The 16614-nt window shown below is 68.1% G+C and carries 20 protein-coding genes; 6 read left to right on the top strand and 14 right to left on the bottom strand.

What is annotated here, in order from left to right; all coding sequences use genetic code 11:
• Positions 1-76: 76 nt before the first annotated feature.
• Positions 77-961 (bottom strand): nuclease-related domain-containing protein, encoded by an 885-nt coding sequence (locus tag BKA22_RS01035; protein ID WP_223203758.1) that lies wholly within the window; start codon positions 959-961, stop codon positions 77-79.
• A 78-nt stretch (positions 962-1039) separates the two neighbouring features.
• On the bottom strand, positions 1040-1348 hold the full coding sequence (locus BKA22_RS01030) for a helix-turn-helix domain-containing protein (protein ID WP_146954788.1): 309 nt from the start codon (positions 1346-1348) through the stop codon (positions 1040-1042).
• Between the two features lie 1009 nt (positions 1349-2357).
• Between BKA22_RS01030 and BKA22_RS01025 the strand changes: the two genes are divergently transcribed.
• Positions 2358-4103 (top strand): ATP-dependent nuclease, encoded by a 1746-nt coding sequence (locus BKA22_RS01025; RefSeq protein ID WP_179561585.1) that lies wholly within the window; start codon positions 2358-2360, stop codon positions 4101-4103.
• 900 nt (positions 4104-5003) lie between these two features.
• Positions 5004-5684: an NgoMIV family type II restriction endonuclease gene (locus tag BKA22_RS01020; protein ID WP_218866466.1), complete on the top strand. Its 681-nt coding sequence runs from the start codon at positions 5004-5006 to the stop codon at positions 5682-5684.
• Here BKA22_RS01020 and BKA22_RS01015 read toward each other — a convergent pair.
• The 7 genes from BKA22_RS01015 to BKA22_RS00985 all read right to left on the bottom strand — a co-directional run bounded on the left by BKA22_RS01015 (position 5658) and on the right by BKA22_RS00985 (position 11396).
• On the bottom strand, positions 5658-6083 hold the full coding sequence (locus BKA22_RS01015; RefSeq protein WP_218866464.1) for a very short patch repair endonuclease: 426 nt from the start codon (positions 6081-6083) through the stop codon (positions 5658-5660). The two genes, BKA22_RS01020 and BKA22_RS01015, sit on opposite strands and share 27 nt — an antisense overlap.
• 46 nt (positions 6084-6129) lie before the next feature.
• The gene (locus BKA22_RS01010) at positions 6130-7227 is read right to left on the bottom strand and encodes a DNA cytosine methyltransferase (protein ID WP_146954785.1); all 1098 of its coding nucleotides are present in this window, start codon (positions 7225-7227) and stop codon (positions 6130-6132) included.
• Positions 7228-7407: 180 nt separating this feature from the next.
• Positions 7408-8433, bottom strand: a complete 1026-nt coding sequence (locus BKA22_RS01005) for a NaeI family type II restriction endonuclease (RefSeq protein WP_179561584.1) — start codon at positions 8431-8433, stop codon at positions 7408-7410.
• Positions 8434-8489: 56 nt separating this feature from the next.
• The gene (locus tag BKA22_RS01000) at positions 8490-9053 is read right to left on the bottom strand and encodes a dihydrofolate reductase family protein (protein ID WP_146954783.1); all 564 of its coding nucleotides are present in this window, start codon (positions 9051-9053) and stop codon (positions 8490-8492) included.
• Between the two features lie 103 nt (positions 9054-9156).
• Entirely contained in the window at positions 9157-10149 is a 993-nt protein-coding gene (locus BKA22_RS00995) for a GGDEF domain-containing protein (protein WP_179561583.1), read from the bottom strand.
• A 131-nt stretch (positions 10150-10280) separates the two neighbouring features.
• Complete coding sequence (locus tag BKA22_RS00990; protein ID WP_146954781.1) at positions 10281-10580, bottom strand: hypothetical protein; 300 nt, start codon at positions 10578-10580, stop codon at positions 10281-10283.
• 312 nt (positions 10581-10892) lie between these two features.
• Positions 10893-11396 carry a GNAT family N-acetyltransferase gene (locus BKA22_RS00985; protein WP_223203757.1) on the bottom strand — a complete coding sequence of 168 codons (504 nt, stop codon included), beginning with the start codon at positions 11394-11396 and terminating at the stop codon, positions 10893-10895.
• 202 nt (positions 11397-11598) lie between these two features.
• Between BKA22_RS00985 and BKA22_RS00980 the strand changes: the two genes are divergently transcribed.
• On the top strand, positions 11599-11895 hold the full coding sequence (locus BKA22_RS00980) for a hypothetical protein (RefSeq protein WP_146954779.1): 297 nt from the start codon (positions 11599-11601) through the stop codon (positions 11893-11895).
• A gap of 114 nt (positions 11896-12009) precedes the next feature.
• Here BKA22_RS00980 and BKA22_RS20470 read toward each other — a convergent pair whose 3' ends face one another.
• The 3 genes from BKA22_RS20470 to BKA22_RS00965 form a co-directional block, all read right to left on the bottom strand.
• A complete protein-coding gene (locus BKA22_RS20470) occupies positions 12010-12291 on the bottom strand; it encodes an MmyB family transcriptional regulator (RefSeq protein WP_179561582.1) in 282 nt (93 codons plus the stop codon).
• A gap of 16 nt (positions 12292-12307) precedes the next feature.
• Positions 12308-13497, bottom strand: a protein-coding gene (locus tag BKA22_RS00970) for an IS3 family transposase (RefSeq protein WP_146954895.1) whose coding sequence is annotated in 2 segments (ribosomal slippage) — positions 12308-13216 and positions 13219-13497 — 1188 coding nt in all. Because the reading frame shifts where the segments join, the coding sequence is not laid out codon by codon here.
• A 30-nt stretch (positions 13498-13527) separates the two neighbouring features.
• Positions 13528-13719 carry a hypothetical protein gene (locus BKA22_RS00965; RefSeq protein WP_179561581.1) on the bottom strand — a complete coding sequence of 64 codons (192 nt, stop codon included), beginning with the start codon at positions 13717-13719 and terminating at the stop codon, positions 13528-13530.
• Between BKA22_RS00965 and BKA22_RS00960 the strand changes: the two genes are divergently transcribed.
• Positions 13718-14101 (top strand): type IV toxin-antitoxin system AbiEi family antitoxin, encoded by a 384-nt coding sequence (locus tag BKA22_RS00960; protein ID WP_179561580.1) that lies wholly within the window; start codon positions 13718-13720, stop codon positions 14099-14101. The two genes, BKA22_RS00965 and BKA22_RS00960, sit on opposite strands and share 2 nt — an antisense overlap.
• On the top strand, positions 14098-14427 hold the full coding sequence (locus BKA22_RS20045; RefSeq protein WP_179561579.1) for a nucleotidyl transferase AbiEii/AbiGii toxin family protein: 330 nt from the start codon (positions 14098-14100) through the stop codon (positions 14425-14427). Before BKA22_RS00960 ends, BKA22_RS20045 begins: the two co-directional genes overlap by 4 nt.
• A 151-nt stretch (positions 14428-14578) precedes the next feature.
• On the opposite strand, the gene BKA22_RS00950 is transcribed toward BKA22_RS20045, so the two are convergent.
• Positions 14579-15397, bottom strand: a complete 819-nt coding sequence (locus BKA22_RS00950; RefSeq protein ID WP_223203464.1) for an Ltp family lipoprotein — start codon at positions 15395-15397, stop codon at positions 14579-14581.
• 313 nt (positions 15398-15710) lie between these two features.
• Positions 15711-16160: a MarR family winged helix-turn-helix transcriptional regulator gene (locus BKA22_RS00945; RefSeq protein WP_146952057.1), complete on the bottom strand. Its 450-nt coding sequence runs from the start codon at positions 16158-16160 to the stop codon at positions 15711-15713.
• Positions 16161-16218: 58 nt separating this feature from the next.
• On the opposite strand from BKA22_RS00945, the gene BKA22_RS00940 reads away from it, so the two are divergent.
• Positions 16219-16587: a VOC family protein gene (locus tag BKA22_RS00940; protein ID WP_146952058.1), complete on the top strand. Its 369-nt coding sequence runs from the start codon at positions 16219-16221 to the stop codon at positions 16585-16587.
• The last annotated feature ends 27 nt before the right edge of the window (positions 16588-16614 follow it).

Here is a 16614-nt window from a genome sequence, read left to right as displayed (position 1 = left end):
CGACGGCGAATCGGCGTCCCCGTCATCACTGTGTCTATCGGCGTGGTGTATCGCGAGAGCCTTCACTGGCCGGTCGTCAGGCGATTGGGAATGCTTGCGCGAGGCGGCGATGGATCTCGTCGACTGACGTCGGCGCGAGCGCGCCTTGGGCGGTCAGCCGTTCGTAGGCCTTCCTCGGCCAGAGGACGTCGACGGCGTCGATCTGGAACGAGCCGCCGAACAGTGGCCAGTCGGCGTCGACGAAGCAGAGCATCCCGCGCACAGGGACGTCTTCGAGACCGGCGGCGGCGAGTGCGTCCAGGACGAGCCCGACCTGCTTGTGCACGCCCTCGACGAGCTTGGTGCCGTCGCGGGAGCCGATGACGAGCCGGGACGTGCGCGGGCGGATGATGCCGCCCTCGACCCGCAGCGTGGGGCGTCGCCCGGCGTAGCGCTTGGCGTCGATGACGTAGACGCCTGCGGGGGCCACGGCGATGTGGTCGATGTTGGCCCGGGTGTGGGGGATCCGACGGTCGTGCAGCATGCGGACGCCCTTGTCGGCGAGGGAGTCCAGGCCGCGCCCGAGCACCTCCTCGCCCTTGGCGCCGCGCGCCCACGCGGTCGTGCTCTGCGGCTCCTCGGAGATCGCGAGGAGGAAGCCGCCGATCCGCGGGTGCGCGTCGCGAACGCGCTTCTCGCGAGCCGCGCTGCGACGCTCGTACTCTCGGCGCGCCGAGCTACCCGCCGCACCGGCTGCGACCTGGGCGGGTGGCAGGGGAGAGGACTCACCGGCAGCGTCCTCCGGCGCCGTCTCGAGCGGCGCGGGTGCCGGGCACTGCACGCACGTGACCGACTTCGTGCTCCGGTCGTAGACGCCTGTGGTCCCGGCCGTCAGCGCCGTCCCGCACGCGCGGCATGTGCCGGCGTAGCGCAGACGCATCGTCTTGGGGCCGGGGACCGCCTCGCCGCTGGTCGTCACCATGCCAGTGCATCGACAGCCTCACCGCAGTCCTGAACGCCCCAGATTCGCCCAGAAGCGACACTCTGTGCCGCCCGGCCGTCAGAACACTTGCGGGTCGCCCTGCACGTGCGGGCGGCGCTGGTGCGCGCGGATCGAGCGGACCGTGGCCCCGAGCGCACCGAGGTCGACCGAGGCCTCAACCGGCGGCTCCTCCTCGGGGTCGACGCCCTCGACCGTCGCGAGCCGTACGAGCGCGTCGACGTGCTCAGGCAGGAAACGGATCTTGCCCCGCCCGAACTTCAGATGCGGCACCCGACCGCGCCGCGCCTGCTCGCGCACCCACTCGACCGAGATGCCGAACGACTCCGCGATCTCCTGCGGGGTAGCCGCCGTGTATTCGATGGGCATCGTTGCTCCCTCCCGTCCTCATCGCGCCGCGTCGCGGACGACGCCGCAACGCCCTACCGGTGATCTGTGGACCACGTCCGCACGGGGCGGGCGTGTGTGCCGCCGGGGCCGTACCGCTGACGCGCACCCTGCCGGGTGATCGCCAGGCACCGCGCGATGTCGGTCCACGGGACGCTCGACGCGCGCGCCCGCTCGACCTCGTCGGCGATCTCGGTGTCGAGCGCCTGCACGGCTGCTCGAGCCTCGTTGCGCCGCCGGACGAGTTCGCGCAGGGGAGCGGACTCGAACGGCGGGTGCGCCGGCCGGCGGCTGACCTTGTGTCGGTCTCGCGGACGTCGCGGCGCTGGTAGCGGCTTCGGTGTCGATGCCACTCGCGCCGGTGCCGACCTCGCCCAGGTCGGCTCCGACGATGCGAACGTCGCACCGGTGCCCAGCCACGCCGGCAGAGGTGCTGCCGGACCTGACGCCGCCGCGTCGCGCACTTCAGCCACCGCCAACTTCGCCCGTTCCCGGCGCATCAGGTCCCGTCGTCCCATGCCGATCACCTCCCCTCGACGGCAGGTGCGCGCGAGGCGGAGCTAGACGCGACGGTGCTCCCCACCAGGCGGCGGTGGCGAGGTGCGCTGTGCCGCGCTGCGACAACGGAGGTTGCAGATCGCTTGACTCATCTGGCACCACCGGCCCTGAGGCACGGTTCGCATGTTCAGCGCGGAACGCCCTCCAAGAGGAGGCCGAAGGCGCACTTGACTGCGATCGAGCTCTAGCCTTCGCCGCGTACCCACGGGTCGTTCGATCGTGTCCGCCGCTCAAGACGGTCGACCGTCTGGTCGATGCTGAGTCGACCGACCCACCTCAAACGAGGGCAGGACGAACTTGCGCATCATCAACTCAGCCGGAACGGTGCCCGACAGAGATGCCAGCTATGCGACGTTGCCCCGAGTGATCCTCTGGTGGCCGACCGTCGATGCTGGAGCGAGCAGTTCCCCGACGACTAGGAATTGGTGAGGCGTTGAGTAAGCTGCAAGGGACTTCGTCAAAAGTCCGCCTGTCCAGGCTCAAGATCGAGAAGTTCCGCGCGATAGGCAGCGCGGACATCGAGTTTGGCGAGATGGTGGCGCTGGTCGGTCAGAATGGCGCTGGCAAGTCATCCGTCTTGCGCGCGCTGAATGCGTTCTTCAATTTTGAGCGTGAGCGCGGCGATTTTGAGGCCCGCCGTCACGACTTCACCAAGACGTCTCAGTCGGTTATTGAGGTCACCCTCACCGGCCTCTTCGGGGCTGACCTTCCGACCGTCGAGCAGGGTGGCGACGAGGTGCGTGCGCGCCTGAAGTTCAGGCGTCAAGAGAAGTGGGAGTGCTGGTCTGAAGGTCGCTGGCAGGCAATGCCGCAGGGATTTCATGAGGCTCTTCGCAAGCACTTCACGTTCGCGCTCGTCCCGGTGCGTCGAGACCACCAGGTTGCCCACGATCCCGCCGGGGGCCTGCTTGAGAGGGCAGTCGAGGAATGGGTGACAAATCACAGCCAAAGAGACCGTCGGAGCCCTCAGATCGCACAGGTTGCCTCGACTCTCCAGAAGCGGTCACTTGCGGGCTTAGAACGTCAACTCCAGAAGATCGCTCCCTTTAGCGGACCATTTCGATTCGAACTGAAGTACACCACGCCCCCGGACTACCGGTTGCTCCTCCAGAATCTCGCGCTCACGGTATGCGAAGGCGGGCAGTCAATCCCGCTATCGGACAGCGGAAGCGGCACACAGAGCATGGCGGTGTTCGCGCTCTACGCATATCTCGCGGAGCTCGAAAGCACGACCTACCTGCTCGGGTTCGAGGAGCCGGAGCAGAACCTGCATCCCCAAGCGCAGCAGCAACTGATGCGGAACCTAGCAAGGCTAGGGCTTCAGGTTGTCTTCACGACCCACTCGCCAACGATCGTCGACCTACTCGACCACGACGATGTCGTTCTCTGTAGGCGAGTCCCTGGGAAGTCCCGCGACCTGGAGATCCAAATCTCCCAGATCCGCGATGACTTCTTCGCGGAGCGCGGACTGGATCGCGAGAAATACTACAAGTTCCACCGACGTCGAAACTCGGATTTTCTGTTTGCGGACTACGTCGTGGTCACCGAGAGTCCGATCGACGCACTCGTGGTTGAGCAAGTGATGTCTGACGCGGGGGTGGAGCCCGGCGAGAATGGAATCAGTTTCGTGGCGCTGGACGGCGTTGAGGCGATCCCCTACATGTATCATCTGCTCAAACAGCTCGGAATCGGTGCAGCGTACGTCGTCGACAAAGACTACTTCCTGCCATACCGGACAGCGAATCGCCGGAAGGACAGCTTGGACTCGCGGGGCTACCCACAGTATAGCGAGGTACCCAAGTCTCGGACGCTGCTGGATGACTTGTTTCCGAAGAGAGCGGCCCGAGACGCGGTTGTTCGCCAGTTGCACTCCAACCACACTGAGGCCATGCGGACGCTGAAAGAGGTCGGATTCTTCTGCTTTCGGTTCGCGATTGAGATTGATCTCGTTGCAGCTGCGGCGCCACGTGAGAGGCTATATGACCACTTCCGCATCTCGCTGCAGGATCGGACTGAGTCGGCACTACTGGTTGATCGCGCAGGTGCGCTCAAGTCCCAGGAGGCGCTGCTCAAGGCGATCGCTGGCCTTGATTCGCGACAGTTGCCGGTTTCGTTCAAGTGCATCAGGCGTGAACTGCCACGACTGGCAGGCGCGACGCGGGTTGCCGAGCGGCGCTGACCGCACGGGTGACTCCGTTCGCGTCACCTGCGGAGTCTGGGCGGCCGAGGAGATCTTCCGCAGACTGGGCTGACCCGACTCTCGGCGTTGGGCTCGGCGCATCGGCATGTGCGCCGAGGTTCGGGTCTTCCGAGTAGGGAGTCGCCTCACCCAGCGGGTGGGGGAACCTCGCCGCGCCCGGCGCTGGCTTCAACCTGTTCAGCCTCACAACGCTCGCTCGCACGGACGAGCTCCGCATGGAAGTCCTTGGCCCGCGGTCGAGCTCGACACAGGCTGTTCGAGCCGGCCGGTCTGCCGCGCCGGACAGTTGATAGCGGCCTCGCCTGGTATGAGAGCCTCGTCTGGGGCGCGGTCACCCGCGAGTCGGCGAGGAGCAGATGGGCCAGCGAGCTACGACCTTGCCGGACCCGCCGGACCCCGCACACCGATGCCGACTTGCTCACCAGACCGACAAACGGCGGCGACGAACTGCCTTCCGCCGCGCTGATCGAGTCCATCACCCTGGGTGGACCCCCAGGGAGCGCGAGCTGCCCGGCATCTTGGCCCGACGTCGGACCCCTGGGCGCCTAGGGGGACACATCGCCGAGATGCCGGTCGATCGTGTCCAGCACCTACGTGACTTCGCTGTCGGACCCGCTGCCCGGCGCCAGCCGCTTCACGCCCGGATCCCACTCTTGTGTGCGATCAGCCCCACTGCCTCCCTATTGCTGCAATGCTGAGCGGGTGCCAGCTTCCTTCGCCCCTGACCTCTGCGGATACCGGCCCATCAACGGAAATCCGAATACATCCGACAATAACGACCAACAGTCTATTCGACTCGGGCGTGCACTATTCGGTCGACTCGGCGTTGCGACAGGAGCCCCTGGGCCGAGTGACCCGGGTGCGGCACTTGAGAAGGCGGTGGCCGCCGATCTTGCCCGGCTCCGGCCGGACCTGCAGGTATTGAGCTCAGGTGCCGCGGCGGAGTTCGAGCAGTACGAGCACCTCGGGGTCTTCAGGACGTTCAAGCAAGCAATTGGGAAGGCGCCCGCTGACCTGGCCTCACTGGTTGAGTCACTCGAGGCGTTGCCCTTGGGCCGCGAGCGAACTTCCGCGCTCCGAAAGGCGCGAGCGCTTGCGGGTCGGGTTTTGAAGCAGCAGGACGCGATCTCGGCTCTGCTCCGCGACACGGCTGAGGAGTCGCTGCTCGGGATCGATCTGACCGTGGCGAGTGCCGGGGGCGCTGGGAAGCCACGGCTCGAGGTCGCACTCTCGGCCAAGTGGTCGCTCCGCACTGATCGTGCGCAGGATTGTGTGTCCCAGGGAGCCAAACTGGTCTCGCAGCGCCGCGGGCGGATGCCCCATTTTGCCGTGGTCACCATGGAGCCGCGGCCTGCGATGCTGCGGATCCTCGCGGACGGCTCGGGCGCCGTTGACTGCGTTTATCACCTCGATCTTCCCGCGCTTGAACACGCGGTGCGGCTAGAAGCAGCGGCGGCAACAGCCGCGCGTTGGCCTCCGCTCGAGACGTTCGAGCGGTTGTGCGCCCAGCGCCGCCTGCGGGACTACGACGAACTACTCAACGAGGTTCGGCGGATCTGACCGCTCGGCGGACTGCCTCTGAGCGGGCAGGGATGTGCCGAGGGCGTGGGTGATCGCGGCGAACGCATCGTCGGGCGCTGTGTGTTCCCAGAACCGCAGGACCGTCCAGCCGAGTTCCATAAGGTGGGCAGTTGTGCCCTCGTCGCGGGCCCGGTTCGCGCTTAGCTTCTCTGCCCACCACGCTGTGTTGGTAGCCGGGACTTGGCGATGCGTTGAACATCCGTGCCAGAAGCATCCGTCAACGAAGACCGCGACCTTTGCTCGGGTGAAGGCGATGTCGATGGATCGCCGCGGGTACCCCGGGACCGGGTAGACCACGCGATACCGGTACCCCGCGGCGTGCAGGCGCCGCCGAAGAGCGAGTTCGGGCCCGGTGTCGCGCCTGGGGTGTCGGCGCATGCGAGCGGACACCCCAGGCGAGCTCGGAACCGGCCGCGCCGTCATCTCACGGATTCGGGGACGACTCCGCGCGCAGGATCTGCTCATGGACGTGCAGCGCAATGGCCTTCGCGAGCAGTGGAGGAACTGCGTTGCCGATCTGCCTTGCGACCTCTGTCTTAGTTCCGTCGAACTCGTAGGAGTCTGGGAAGGACTGGAGTCGCGCCGCTTCACGGTGCGTGATTGGCCGGTGTTCCTGTGGGTGGAGGTAGCGCCCCTTCTCCGGCTTGAAGAACTCGGTCCTGATCGTGACCGATGGGCGGTCCCACCAGAGCCTTCCCATGACGTCGGTGGTGCCGGTCGGCTTGTTGCGCCAGCAGTTAGGCGTGATATCCCACCGGTTCTTGGCAAGGTCGAACCGGTTCCCGCCAGCCGGGATTGCCTCGTACCGCTCGATGGAGGTGGGCCGCGGCTGCCGGCGGAAGTGCAGATCCTGTCGGTTGCTCTCGTCGAGCCCGATGTCGACGGCCTCGGGCATGGGAACCAGGCCCCCAATTGCATCGCGCACGGTCCTGTAGGGGAGCTCGCTCATGCTCTCAGGCCCGTGAGTGGGCATGGGCGGCCAGGGCAATGAGTGGCCGGCCTGCAACTCTCCGCCAGCGCGGACGGCGACGAAGATCCCTCGACGGCGACGTTGCGGCACACCGTAATCGGCGGCATTCAAGACCCCGAAGCCGTAGCTATACGCGCTCAAGATCGGATCGCTCGCCATCAGTCGGATCAGGCGCGCGAACTGGGCGGACCGCTGGAACTCGGGCACGTTCTCAATCACGAATGCCTTTGGCTCAACTTGACGCACCGCGCGTAGGTACTGCTGCCATAGTTCATTCATCTCCGCCCGGCTGGCATCGTCGCGGTCGCGGCCCAGTGGGGAGAAGCCCTGGCAGGGCGGCCCACCGATGATGACTTCGGCGGGTTCGAACTGCTCAAGGTCCTCGATCGGTCCCGCATAGACGGGCGTCCCCAAGTTGCGCTTGAACGTGCTCGCCGCAGCCTCATCGATCTCAACGGCGAAGGTCGAGCGGAAGCCGACGCCCGCCAGCTTGAAGCCCAGTGACAGCCCCCCGGCCCCCGCGAAGAGGTCCAGGGTGCGCAGGTCTCTCATCGTGGTCCTCCGTCGCTCAGTGCAGGCCGGCACACCTGGCCGGCCACCTTCTGGGGCGAGTCAAGCAGCCGCCACCGACACATCATCCACGGTCGCGGTCGCTCGCCCGCACATCGACTCGCAGCTGCGGGCGGAACCCCGGTTGCCGGGCGCTGTGGACGGTCCCCGGGCGTGCCGCAGTCAGTCGGGATCGCCGAGCGATCGGCTCCGTGGCACGCGAGGAGCGCTCGGGACCCACTCCTCAGGCTCGGCGAGCCGCCACCTTGCGCCGTCGGCTTCGAAGGTCGCGGGATCAGCGCCATCCGCCGGGGCGACGCGCGCGGAGACCCACTCGCCGCTGCTCGGCTCAGGGAGTCCGAGGGTCCTCGCCACTGCCACGTCCCATTCGTAGTGGCCGAGCACGATGATCCCTTCGCCGCCCAGGTACCTCTCCTCACGGGCCATGCGTGCCCGGCGGGGACCGTCCTTCTGCTGTGCCACCGTCAGGACCACGTCACGGCGGATGATGCGACCCTGGACCGACCTGAACAGCTCGTTGATCCGCTGTTGGCCATTGCGATGGGTGAAGATCCTCTCCACAACAGATCCCGGAAGATGCAGCAGGAGGTTCTCCGGGAGATCCCCGTTCTGCCAGAGCCATCGGATGCGCTCCTGGCCGGACTTCAGCATCTTCTTCTTCCGATCCCGGTTACCGGCGCCGCGGCCGAGGTACCGGGGGTCTACGCGCCAGAGGCCAGCCGACCAGAGGCTCGCCTGGTCATCGGTCCAGGTAAGCAGGACCAGGTGGCCGAGCGACTCCAGGGGGAGTTCCCAGCCGCCCATGAACATCGAGTACTTGCAGTCCACCTCATGGTCCGCAATGCGGTAGTCCATTTCGGAGCCATCGGCGAGGTCGAATGCCTTGCCGAGATTGATCTCCACGATGGTGCCGACATGTGTCTTCTCCGTCTTCCGGAGATCGGCATACCGGAATCGCATCGTGCGGGGGCCGTCGAGCACTTGGTCGAGCGAGTCGCGGAGCACGCTCGCGAACTGCTCACCGCTCGGGTCCCTGCGAAGGAACCACTCGGCTACATCCTGCAGTTCGTGGTCCTCGTTGGGTTCTGGGAGGTCCTCGACTGCAGGGTGCAAGTCGTCCTGTTCGACCGGACCTGGCGCCGGATCGTCGAACAGGTCGAACAGCAACTCACCCGCCGCGTCGGACACGACGTGAGCGTAGCGAATCTGCTGGTCAAGGTTCGTATCCTGACCCGTCGCGTCGGCTATCGGTGGGAGGCGGCATGGCGGACGTAGACCACGCCGTTGTCGAAGCGCCCTTGGCCGAGCAGCTCGAGGTCGAGTCGTACGCCCCGAGGTAGTGCCGGCTTGCCGCCGCCCACGATGACCGGGCACAGCAGCAGCACGCATTCGTCGACCAGGCCGTGCCGGAAGGCCTCGGCTGCGATCCCTGCGCCCCCGATGCTCAGGTCCCGCTCTGACGTCTCCTTGAGGCGTCGAACCGTCTCGGGGTCGAACTGGCGCTCGATCCTCGTGCGTGCGGTCGACACCTCGTGGAGGGTGGTGGAGTAGACGATCTTGTCGGTGTCGCGCCAGATGTCGGCGTACTCGCGGACCACCGGGGGCTCGTCCGTGAGCCAGTCGTCGTCTTCCCAGACGCGCATCGTCTCGTACATTAGGCGCCCGTAGAGCGACGTGCCGATCCTCCGTTCGTGCTCGTTCCAGAAGGCGTGCACTTGCTCGGTGGGCACGGACCAGTCGAACGCACCGGTCTCGTCCTCGAGGTAGCCGTCGAGTGAGATGTTGGCCGCGTAGATGAGTCTGCCCATGGTGCCCTCCGCCCGGACGAGGGCTCCAGGGTCCAACGCCACACCGGCACGGGCAACACCTCGCGCGCCAGCGGCCGGCCGCGTCGAGGTGCCAGGAGCGAGCTCAGGCCGACGGGCTGTGCGGCTCGCTGAGGCGTCGGTCCGGCGCCGCACCGTCCCGGCGGCGGGTGCGCTTCGCCGCGTAGAGGGAGACGTCGGCGCGGTGCAGCAGATCGTGCACGGTGTCGTCCCTGCCCGCGACGGCGATCCCGGCGCTCCATGGCGCCGTCGAGGCCGACTGGGTGCGGGCGACCCAGTCGGTGGCGCGGGTCTCGTCGTACCCCGGCAGCAGCACGACGAACTCGTCGCCGCCGATGCGTCCGATCACCGGTGGTGCCCCGTGCTCCGACGAGCGCCAGGTCGCCACGAGCGAGACGAGCACCTCGTCGCCGGCGAGGTGTCCTCGCGTGTCGTTGATCAGCTTGAAGTCGTCGACGTCCGCCGAGACGACCGCCAGCGCCATCCCGGTGCGCCGGGACTCGTGCAGCAGAGTCGCCAGGCTCTCCAGCAGCGTCCGACGGGCGAGCGCGCCGGTGAGGTCGTCGGTCGTCGCGTGGTGGCGCAGGCGGTGCGTGACGTAGCCGAGCAGCGAGGTCGAAGCGACCGTCATCACCGTGACGGCCACCCAGGTCATCGGGTGGAACTGCGCTGGCGCGGCCACCATGCCGACGGTGATCGTCGCGAGGGCGAGTCCGACGAGGGGAACGGCCTGCGGCGCCGGGAAGGCGAACGCGGCGAGCTGCGCGGCGGTGATCAGCGCGAGCGCGATCGAGACCAGGCCCTCGGCCGTCCGGCACGCAGCCAGGAGCACACCGAGCCCGACGATCGCCAGCGCGAGGATCAGGGGCCGCACCCAGGCGCGCTCAGGCAGCAGCACCGTCAGCCCGGACAGGACGGCCAGGAGCGTCCCGACCGTCAGCCAGGGAACGACGGAGGCGTGCGGGTTCACCGACCAGCGCAGCGCCGCGAAGATGATGACCGCCATGACGGCGAGGGTGAGGGCGAGCAGGCCACGGGTCCCGTGCAACCAGCGGATCGACGCGTCGACGAGACCCATGCCTCCGGCATCGGCACGCGGGACCCCGCGCATGACGCGCACGACGTGTGAGGCGCAGCACCGTCGCCACCAGCTGCCAGCTGGGAGCTCCCTCGCGCCCGTCTCCTACGCGGCTCTCGGACGCCTGTCGGTCAGACGGAACAGGTGAACGAGATCACCTTTCCTGCGGCACTGGCGTAGGCGATCTCCCGGCTGGTGGACTCGCCGACGTACCCGCCGGGGTTGACGACCAGAACGCGGTCGGCCAGGTCGATCTTGCGCAGGTGGAGGGCGCCCAGCGCGCTCTTCTGCTCACTGGTGATCGGCTCGTCGGTTTCGCACGGTGCGAGGACGATGACGCCGGCGAGGGTCAGATCGCGATTCGCCGCGCGCATCGCCGCCGCGAACCGGGTGGAGCCGCAGATGCAGACGATCTCGGGTCGGTCGGTCACGGTTCAGTCCTTCGGTCGAATGGCATCTGTCGGTGTGCAGGCTGACATGGCAGCGCTGGTCGGGCGGACTCAATGGGCGAGGTGGCACTTGCTGGTCGGTGCCGATCTGCGCGCTGTGCGCGCTTGGGGGTCCCGGAGGCCTCGCGTTTGACCACGTCAACCGAACGTGGTCGACACGCCCCAAGGCGTTCTGAGGCCCTCGTAACGTCCCAGGTCACGGCATTGCGTCTTCGGGCCTCTTGTTGACACGGCTCCTTCGATTCCCGCCTCCTCCTCGGCGCAGTCGCAGGCAGGCGGCACGGTGGGGGCCGCTCAAGCGCTCGTGAGGCGGCTGTAGACGTACATGTCCTTGTACCGGTCTCCGACGAGCTCCCAGCCGCGCAGCAGGCCTTCGCGCTCGAACCCGCACGCCTCCGCGGCTCGCCACGACCCTGTGTTCCACGGTTCGACGAACAGCTGGAGCCGGTGCAGGACGGTGAACGAGCTCGCCCACGTCGTCACGGTGGCGAGTGCGTCTCGGGCGTACCCGCGGCGGCGGAACTGGGGTGCGACCCAGTAGCCCATCGTGGCCCGGCCCAGGTGAGCCTCGCGGGTCCATAGCCCGATCTGGCCTACGCCCTTCCCGCTCGTGGCGTCCGCGATGGCGAACGAGTAGCCGGCACCCTCCTGCAGGCGCCCGCGCTGCCGAGCGATGTACGCGGCCACGTCCTCGGCGTCGCCGTCGGGCGGGACCGTCGTGATGAGCGGGATGAGCGCGTCGGAGACGACGGAGGTGACCAGGTCCTGATCGCCTGACTCAAATGCTCTGAGGACCACGAGGGAGCCGTGAAGTCGCGGCATCGTCATCGGAAGCACGCGGCCCATGGTTCCCGGATCAGCGGGCAGCGACAACCGGTTCGACCTCCACGGAGCAACTCCGCGAGTGAAGGCCGGCAGCGCTCTGACCTGCCCGTCAGGCGAGTAGCCTGCCGCCAGTTGTCCATCGCAGCGGGGCCGTCACGTCACGACGTCAGAGACCATGACCACGGAAGATCTCGACGAGAGCGCTCGACGCCAGGGCAACCTCAGGTATCTGCTCAACCTGTGGGATCCCATCGGGGTCGCCGACCTCGTCCAAGACGAGTACGACTGCCTGCTCGCCCCGCTGTGGCGACGCCTCTCCAGCGGATCGTCACGTGCCGACATCAGCGAGTACCTCTGGTACGAGCTGGAGGAGCACTTCGGGCTCGACCCGGCCGCGCACGGCGTCGACGCCTTCGCGAACCGGCTCGTCGCGCTCGCGGGCGCGTGGGACGGCATGACCCGAGAGCGATAGGGGAGATGTCGAAGCTCCTCCTGCGACGATCCGGCCACGATGCGCACGCTGAGCGATCGGCCGCTCCCTCCCGCCCGGATCATCGGCGGCAGTGCGGCCGGCGTGATCGCTGCGTCAGTCAGTCGTGTTCCGTCGCCGATGTAGCCGATGTAGCCGGGCGGTCGTGGGCGTCCGGCACGGGGTGCGCGATCCGGTTGCGCAGCAGGTCGAGGGCGTCAGCGAGGGTGTCCCCGGGTCGGTGAGGTAGGTGGAGATGCTGATCCCGGGTGCGATTGGCGCGGCAAAGGTCATCGGGCCGACCACGGGGTGGTTGAGGTGCTTGAGGCCGTCGTTGTGGGTGCGTACCCGGTGGTCGCCCCACCGGGTGCGGGGGTCTGCCCCCGGTCTGGTTGACACTCGGGGTTTGCGGTAGTCAGGCCGCGTCTGCGGCCGTGTAGATCATCTCAAACTCGACGGGCGTGAGTTTGCCGAGGGCGCGTTGGCGGCGTCGGCGGTTGTACTTGGTCTCGATCCAGGTCACGATCGCCAGGCGCAGGTCGTCGCGGGTGTGCCAGCGGCGGGTGTTCAGGACGTTCTTCTGCAGCAGGGAGAAGAAGCTCTCCATGCTCGCGTTGTCGCCCGCGCCGTAGGAGCGGCCCATCGACCCGACCAGGCCGTTGTTCGCCAGCAGCCGCTGGGTCGCCTTGGCACGGAACTGGCCGCCTCGGTCCGAATGACACACCGTGCCGGCCGGTGAGCGCAGCGCGATCGCGTTGCGCATCGCCGCCCGCGCGAGGGACGACTTCATGCGCGAGTCGATGGAGTACCCGACGATCTTGTTCGAGTAGACGTCCTTGATCGCGCAGATGTAGAGCTTGCCCTCGGCGGTGGGGTGCTCGGAGATGTCCCACAGCCACACCTGGTTCGGGGCGTGCGCGACGAACTCGTGACGGACCACGCCGTGCTCGTCGACCACCGCGAGCAGGTCGTCGTGCGGCGCGGGGCCGGCCGTCGCGGGCTTGGACCGCTTCTTGTGGTGGCTGGCGGTGATGCCGGCGATCCGGCACAACCGGTGCACCCGGTTCTCCCCGACGCTGATCTTGTGCTCGTCGGCCAGCTCGTCGGTGATGAACCGGTAGCCGAGTGTCGCGTCGTCGCCATGGATCTCGTAGATCGCGGCAAGGACGTGCGCGTCGTCCCAGTCCCGGTCGCAGACCGGGTTCTTGAGCCACTTGTAGTACCCCTGGGTCGACAGGCCCAGGACCCGGCACGCCACCGCGACCGGCACCCTGATGCGGGCGCCGGCCGCGGCCATCTCACGGACGAGCGGGAAGACTATTTTCCCGGCAGACCCGCCTGCGCGAGGTAGGCGGCCGCGCGGCGCAGGACCTCGTTCTCCTGCTCCAGCACCCGGATCCGCTTGCGCGCCTCACGCAGCTCGGCGCGCTCGGCCTGGGTCGGCCCGGACCGTCGGCCGTCCTCGACGTCGGCCTGCTTCATCCAGTTCGACAACGACCCTTCGGAGATACCGAAGTCCTTCGCGATCTGCGTCAGCGGCACCTGCCCCTTGCGGGCCACGGCCACGACGTCGTCGCGGAACTCCTTGGGATACGGCTTTGCCACGGGGACATCCTTCCAGCGAGGACCAGATCCTCACAGGTCAGGTGTCAACCAAACTCGGGGCAGACCCCGGAACTGCGGGCTCTGCGTGGTGACGCGGCCGATCAGGGCCATGAGTGCGGTGCCGGACGACGCGTACGACCAGGCGCGCTGGCGTCCGGGACTGGAGGCGGCAGCCGCTGCCGTGGCCACGGCGATCTTCGGCGACAGGCGTGCAGCGCTCATGGGAATGACCGCCGCCCGTGTTCTCGGCGCCGCGCCACGCGCGCGCGGCCACGCCACTATCGCTGCCCCGCGGCGCCATCGCGACGTGACGCTGACCGATCGTCGCGACGCCGTCGTTCAGTTCGTGCACCGCGACATCGATGCGATCGAGACCCAACCGGCCGCCACCGAACTCGGTGTCACGCTCGTGACGACGCCTGAGCAGACCCTCGTCGACCTCGCACGCGATCACACGGTGAATGCCGCCGAACGGCACGCTGCGATGCGGGTGCTCGGACGGGCAGCCGACTGGGATCGTGTCGAGGCCCTGGCCGCGGCTCAGCGAGGGCGAACGGTGACCGAGCCGGTCCTGAAGCGCATCAGGAGCGAGGTCGAGGAGTGACTGAAGCGGCGATCTACGACGTCGCCGACCAGTTCGGCGTCGACCTGGAGCAGGTGCGACGCGACCACGTGATCTCCCACGTCCTGGCATCGATCGCTCGGCGGGCGCAGGACAGGTTCATCTTCTTCGGAGGGACCGCCCTCTCGCGCACATGGCTCCCCGACGTCCGACTGAGTGAGGACGTCGACCTCATGGTGATCGGTCGGCGCCGGGACGGCGGCGACGCGCTCGCTCTCGCGGTCGAGGCGGATATCGCCAAGCCGTTCTGGGAGCGACGTGGTCCAAGGACCCACGCGAGACGCGCGACGCCGAGGACGTCATGCTGACGACCGGAACGGGTGCCGTCATCAAGTTCCAGCTCGTCGACACCGTCGGTCGACCGCCGTGGCCGACGGCGCTCGAGCCGATCCTCCAGAGGTATCCGGATGCTCCGCCTGCGACCCTGCGCGTGCCCACCCCGGGCGCCGCGGCGCTGCTCTACAGGCCCGTGGTGCCCACCCCGTACTCGGCCTGCTCCGGTGTGAAGCCCTCGTAGATCAGCTGGTCGAGCAGGCCGGATCGCGAGAACGAGGTGAACTCCAGGTAGCTCGCCGCCGTGGCTGCGGCTTGCGCGTTCCAGTCGACACCGCCCTCGGCTTCCAGGCGGGCGAGGGCGAACTCCCCGTCGGCCGTGGCATAGCCCTCGTACTCGAGCTGCTCGATGAGGCCCGTGCGTGAGAAGTCGGTGAAGTCGAGGTAATTCACGGCGGATCGATACGCGTTCTGCTGCGCCACCGAGCCGATTCGCGCCGCCTCTGCGGCCGCAGCCGCTGCAGCGGCCGCCTCGTCGGCGACGCGCTGCTCCTCAGCCAGGCGGTCCTCCTCGGCCTTCGCTGCCGCTGCTGCGTCCTCCTCCGCCTTGCGATCGGCCTCGGCCTGGGCGCTTGCCTCGTCCTCGGCGGCGATCTCCTCAGCGGTCTTGGCGTCCTTCTGGGTCTCTTGCGTCGAAGCGACGCCGGGGGATTCCTCGTCGTCGTTGCCGCCATTCAGGGCGCCGATGAGGATGAAGAGCACGACGACCGCGCCGATGCCGGTGAGGACCTTGTGGCGGGCCGGCCAGGACGAGCCTGTCGGTCGGTCCAGGGGAGAGCTCTCGAGCGGTGGTGCCGCCGCTGGGTCATCGATGCCGTCCTCGACCCACAGCTGCCAGCCTTGTGGCGGCGGTCCCCATGAGGGGTCGGGGGCCCAGCCCGGCGCCGGCGTCCAGCCGACAGGTGGAGCGGGCCAGTTCGGCGGCGGGTTGTAGCGAGCGGTCATGGTCACTCCACTGTCGTGGTTGCAGGCGCGCGATCCCCCTGCTGGGCGCGGTGCATCCATCACGTTTCCACCCGAGGCGCGGTGACGTGCCTCGGGAGGGGGTGAATATGCGCCGTCCTGCGGCATTCGGGTGAATGTGCGCCCGTCGGGGCGTTCATCCGGCTGGCCTGTTCATCCGGAGTGAACAGAACCTGGAAATGAACGCCGCCGACGGGTGCGACGCGCAAGCGCGTGACCGCGTTCTCTTGGTCAGGTGGACGACGGTGGCGTCGCTCGGATCACGCGCCTTCTCACCGTGCTGAACGGCCCCAGGTCAGGAGTCCTCGCGCAGGTTCTCGATGCACGCGGTGAGGCTCTCCAGCAGCGCCTGCTGGCGGTCGGGGGCGAGGTCGGCGCACATGCGCGTCTGGACCTCGAGGACGGCGGCACTGGCCGACTCCAGGTGCTCGCGTCCGGCGGGGGTGAGCTCGGTGGGCAGCTCGCGTCCGCGCGGCGCCGTGGCCGGTCGCGTGACGAGCCCGCGTTCCTCGAGGCCGCGCAGGACGACGTTCATCGACTGGCGGGTGACGAAGACCCCGCGGGCGAGCTCGGCGTTGGAGAGCCCGGGGTGCTGCCCGAGCAGCTCGAGGCAGGCGTACTGCGGCACGGTCAGGTGCAGGGGGCGCAGGGCGGTGTCCATCGCGCTGCGCAGCGCGACGGCGGCCTGCTTGAGCACGTAGCCGACGGCGCTCTCCACCGGGCCCAGGACCTCGCGTTGTTGCATGTCAGTATCCTGACATACAGTCCGAATGTCAGGACATTGACATACCGAGGAGATCGCCATGACCGTCACCGGACCCGACTTCATCGCCCTGCAGGTGCGCGACCTGGAGCGCGCCGCCGGCTTCTACGAGGAGCGGCTCGGCCTGCGCCGTGCACCGTTCAGCCCGCCGCACGCCGTCGTCTTCGCCACCACGCCCGTGCCCTTCGCGGTGCGCGAGACGCAGCCCGACGTCGACCTGGACGCCGGCGGGCGCGCCGGTCTCGGCGTGGCGCTGTGGCTGCACAGCACCGACGCGCAGACGCTGCACGACGCGCTCGAGGCCGTCGGGGTGCCGATCCTCACGCCGCCGTTCGACGGGCCGTTCGGCCGCACGTTCGCCTTCGCCGACCCGGACGGGTACGCCGTCACGATCCACGACAAGCAATGAGCCTCGTGCCGGCGAAGGGTGCCGGCC

The sequence above is a fragment of the Cellulomonas soli genome, assembly GCF_013409305.1.
GTDB classification, from domain to species: Bacteria; Actinomycetota; Actinomycetes; order Actinomycetales; family Cellulomonadaceae; genus Cellulomonas; species Cellulomonas soli.
This window is presented reverse-complemented; position numbering and strand designations above follow the sequence as displayed.

Excerpts from the sequence above, each read along its gene's own strand:
- BKA22_RS01035 (WP_223203758.1), bottom strand. The coding sequence starts at position 961 with ATGGTGACGACCAGCGGCGAGGCGGTCCCCGGCCCCAAGACGATGCGT.
- BKA22_RS01030 (WP_146954788.1), bottom strand. The coding sequence starts at position 1,348 with ATGCCCATCGAATACACGGCGGCTACCCCGCAGGAGATCGCGGAGTCG.
- BKA22_RS01015 (WP_218866464.1), bottom strand. The coding sequence starts at position 6,083 with ATGCGCCGACACCCCAGGCGCGACACCGGGCCCGAACTCGCTCTTCGG.
- BKA22_RS01010 (WP_146954785.1), bottom strand. The coding sequence starts at position 7,227 with ATGAGAGACCTGCGCACCCTGGACCTCTTCGCGGGGGCCGGGGGGCTG.
- BKA22_RS01000 (WP_146954783.1), bottom strand. The coding sequence starts at position 9,053 with ATGGGCAGACTCATCTACGCGGCCAACATCTCACTCGACGGCTACCTC.
- BKA22_RS00995 (WP_179561583.1), bottom strand. The coding sequence starts at position 10,149 with ATGGGTCTCGTCGACGCGTCGATCCGCTGGTTGCACGGGACCCGTGGC.
- BKA22_RS00980 (WP_146954779.1), top strand. The coding sequence starts at position 11,599 with ATGACCACGGAAGATCTCGACGAGAGCGCTCGACGCCAGGGCAACCTC.
- BKA22_RS00960 (WP_179561580.1), top strand. The coding sequence starts at position 13,718 with ATGGGAATGACCGCCGCCCGTGTTCTCGGCGCCGCGCCACGCGCGCGC.
- BKA22_RS00965 (WP_179561581.1), bottom strand. The coding sequence starts at position 13,719 with ATGAGCGCTGCACGCCTGTCGCCGAAGATCGCCGTGGCCACGGCAGCG.
- BKA22_RS00950 (WP_223203464.1), bottom strand. The coding sequence starts at position 15,397 with ATGACCGCTCGCTACAACCCGCCGCCGAACTGGCCCGCTCCACCTGTC.
- BKA22_RS00945 (WP_146952057.1), bottom strand. The coding sequence starts at position 16,160 with ATGCAACAACGCGAGGTCCTGGGCCCGGTGGAGAGCGCCGTCGGCTAC.
- BKA22_RS00940 (WP_146952058.1), top strand. The coding sequence starts at position 16,219 with ATGACCGTCACCGGACCCGACTTCATCGCCCTGCAGGTGCGCGACCTG.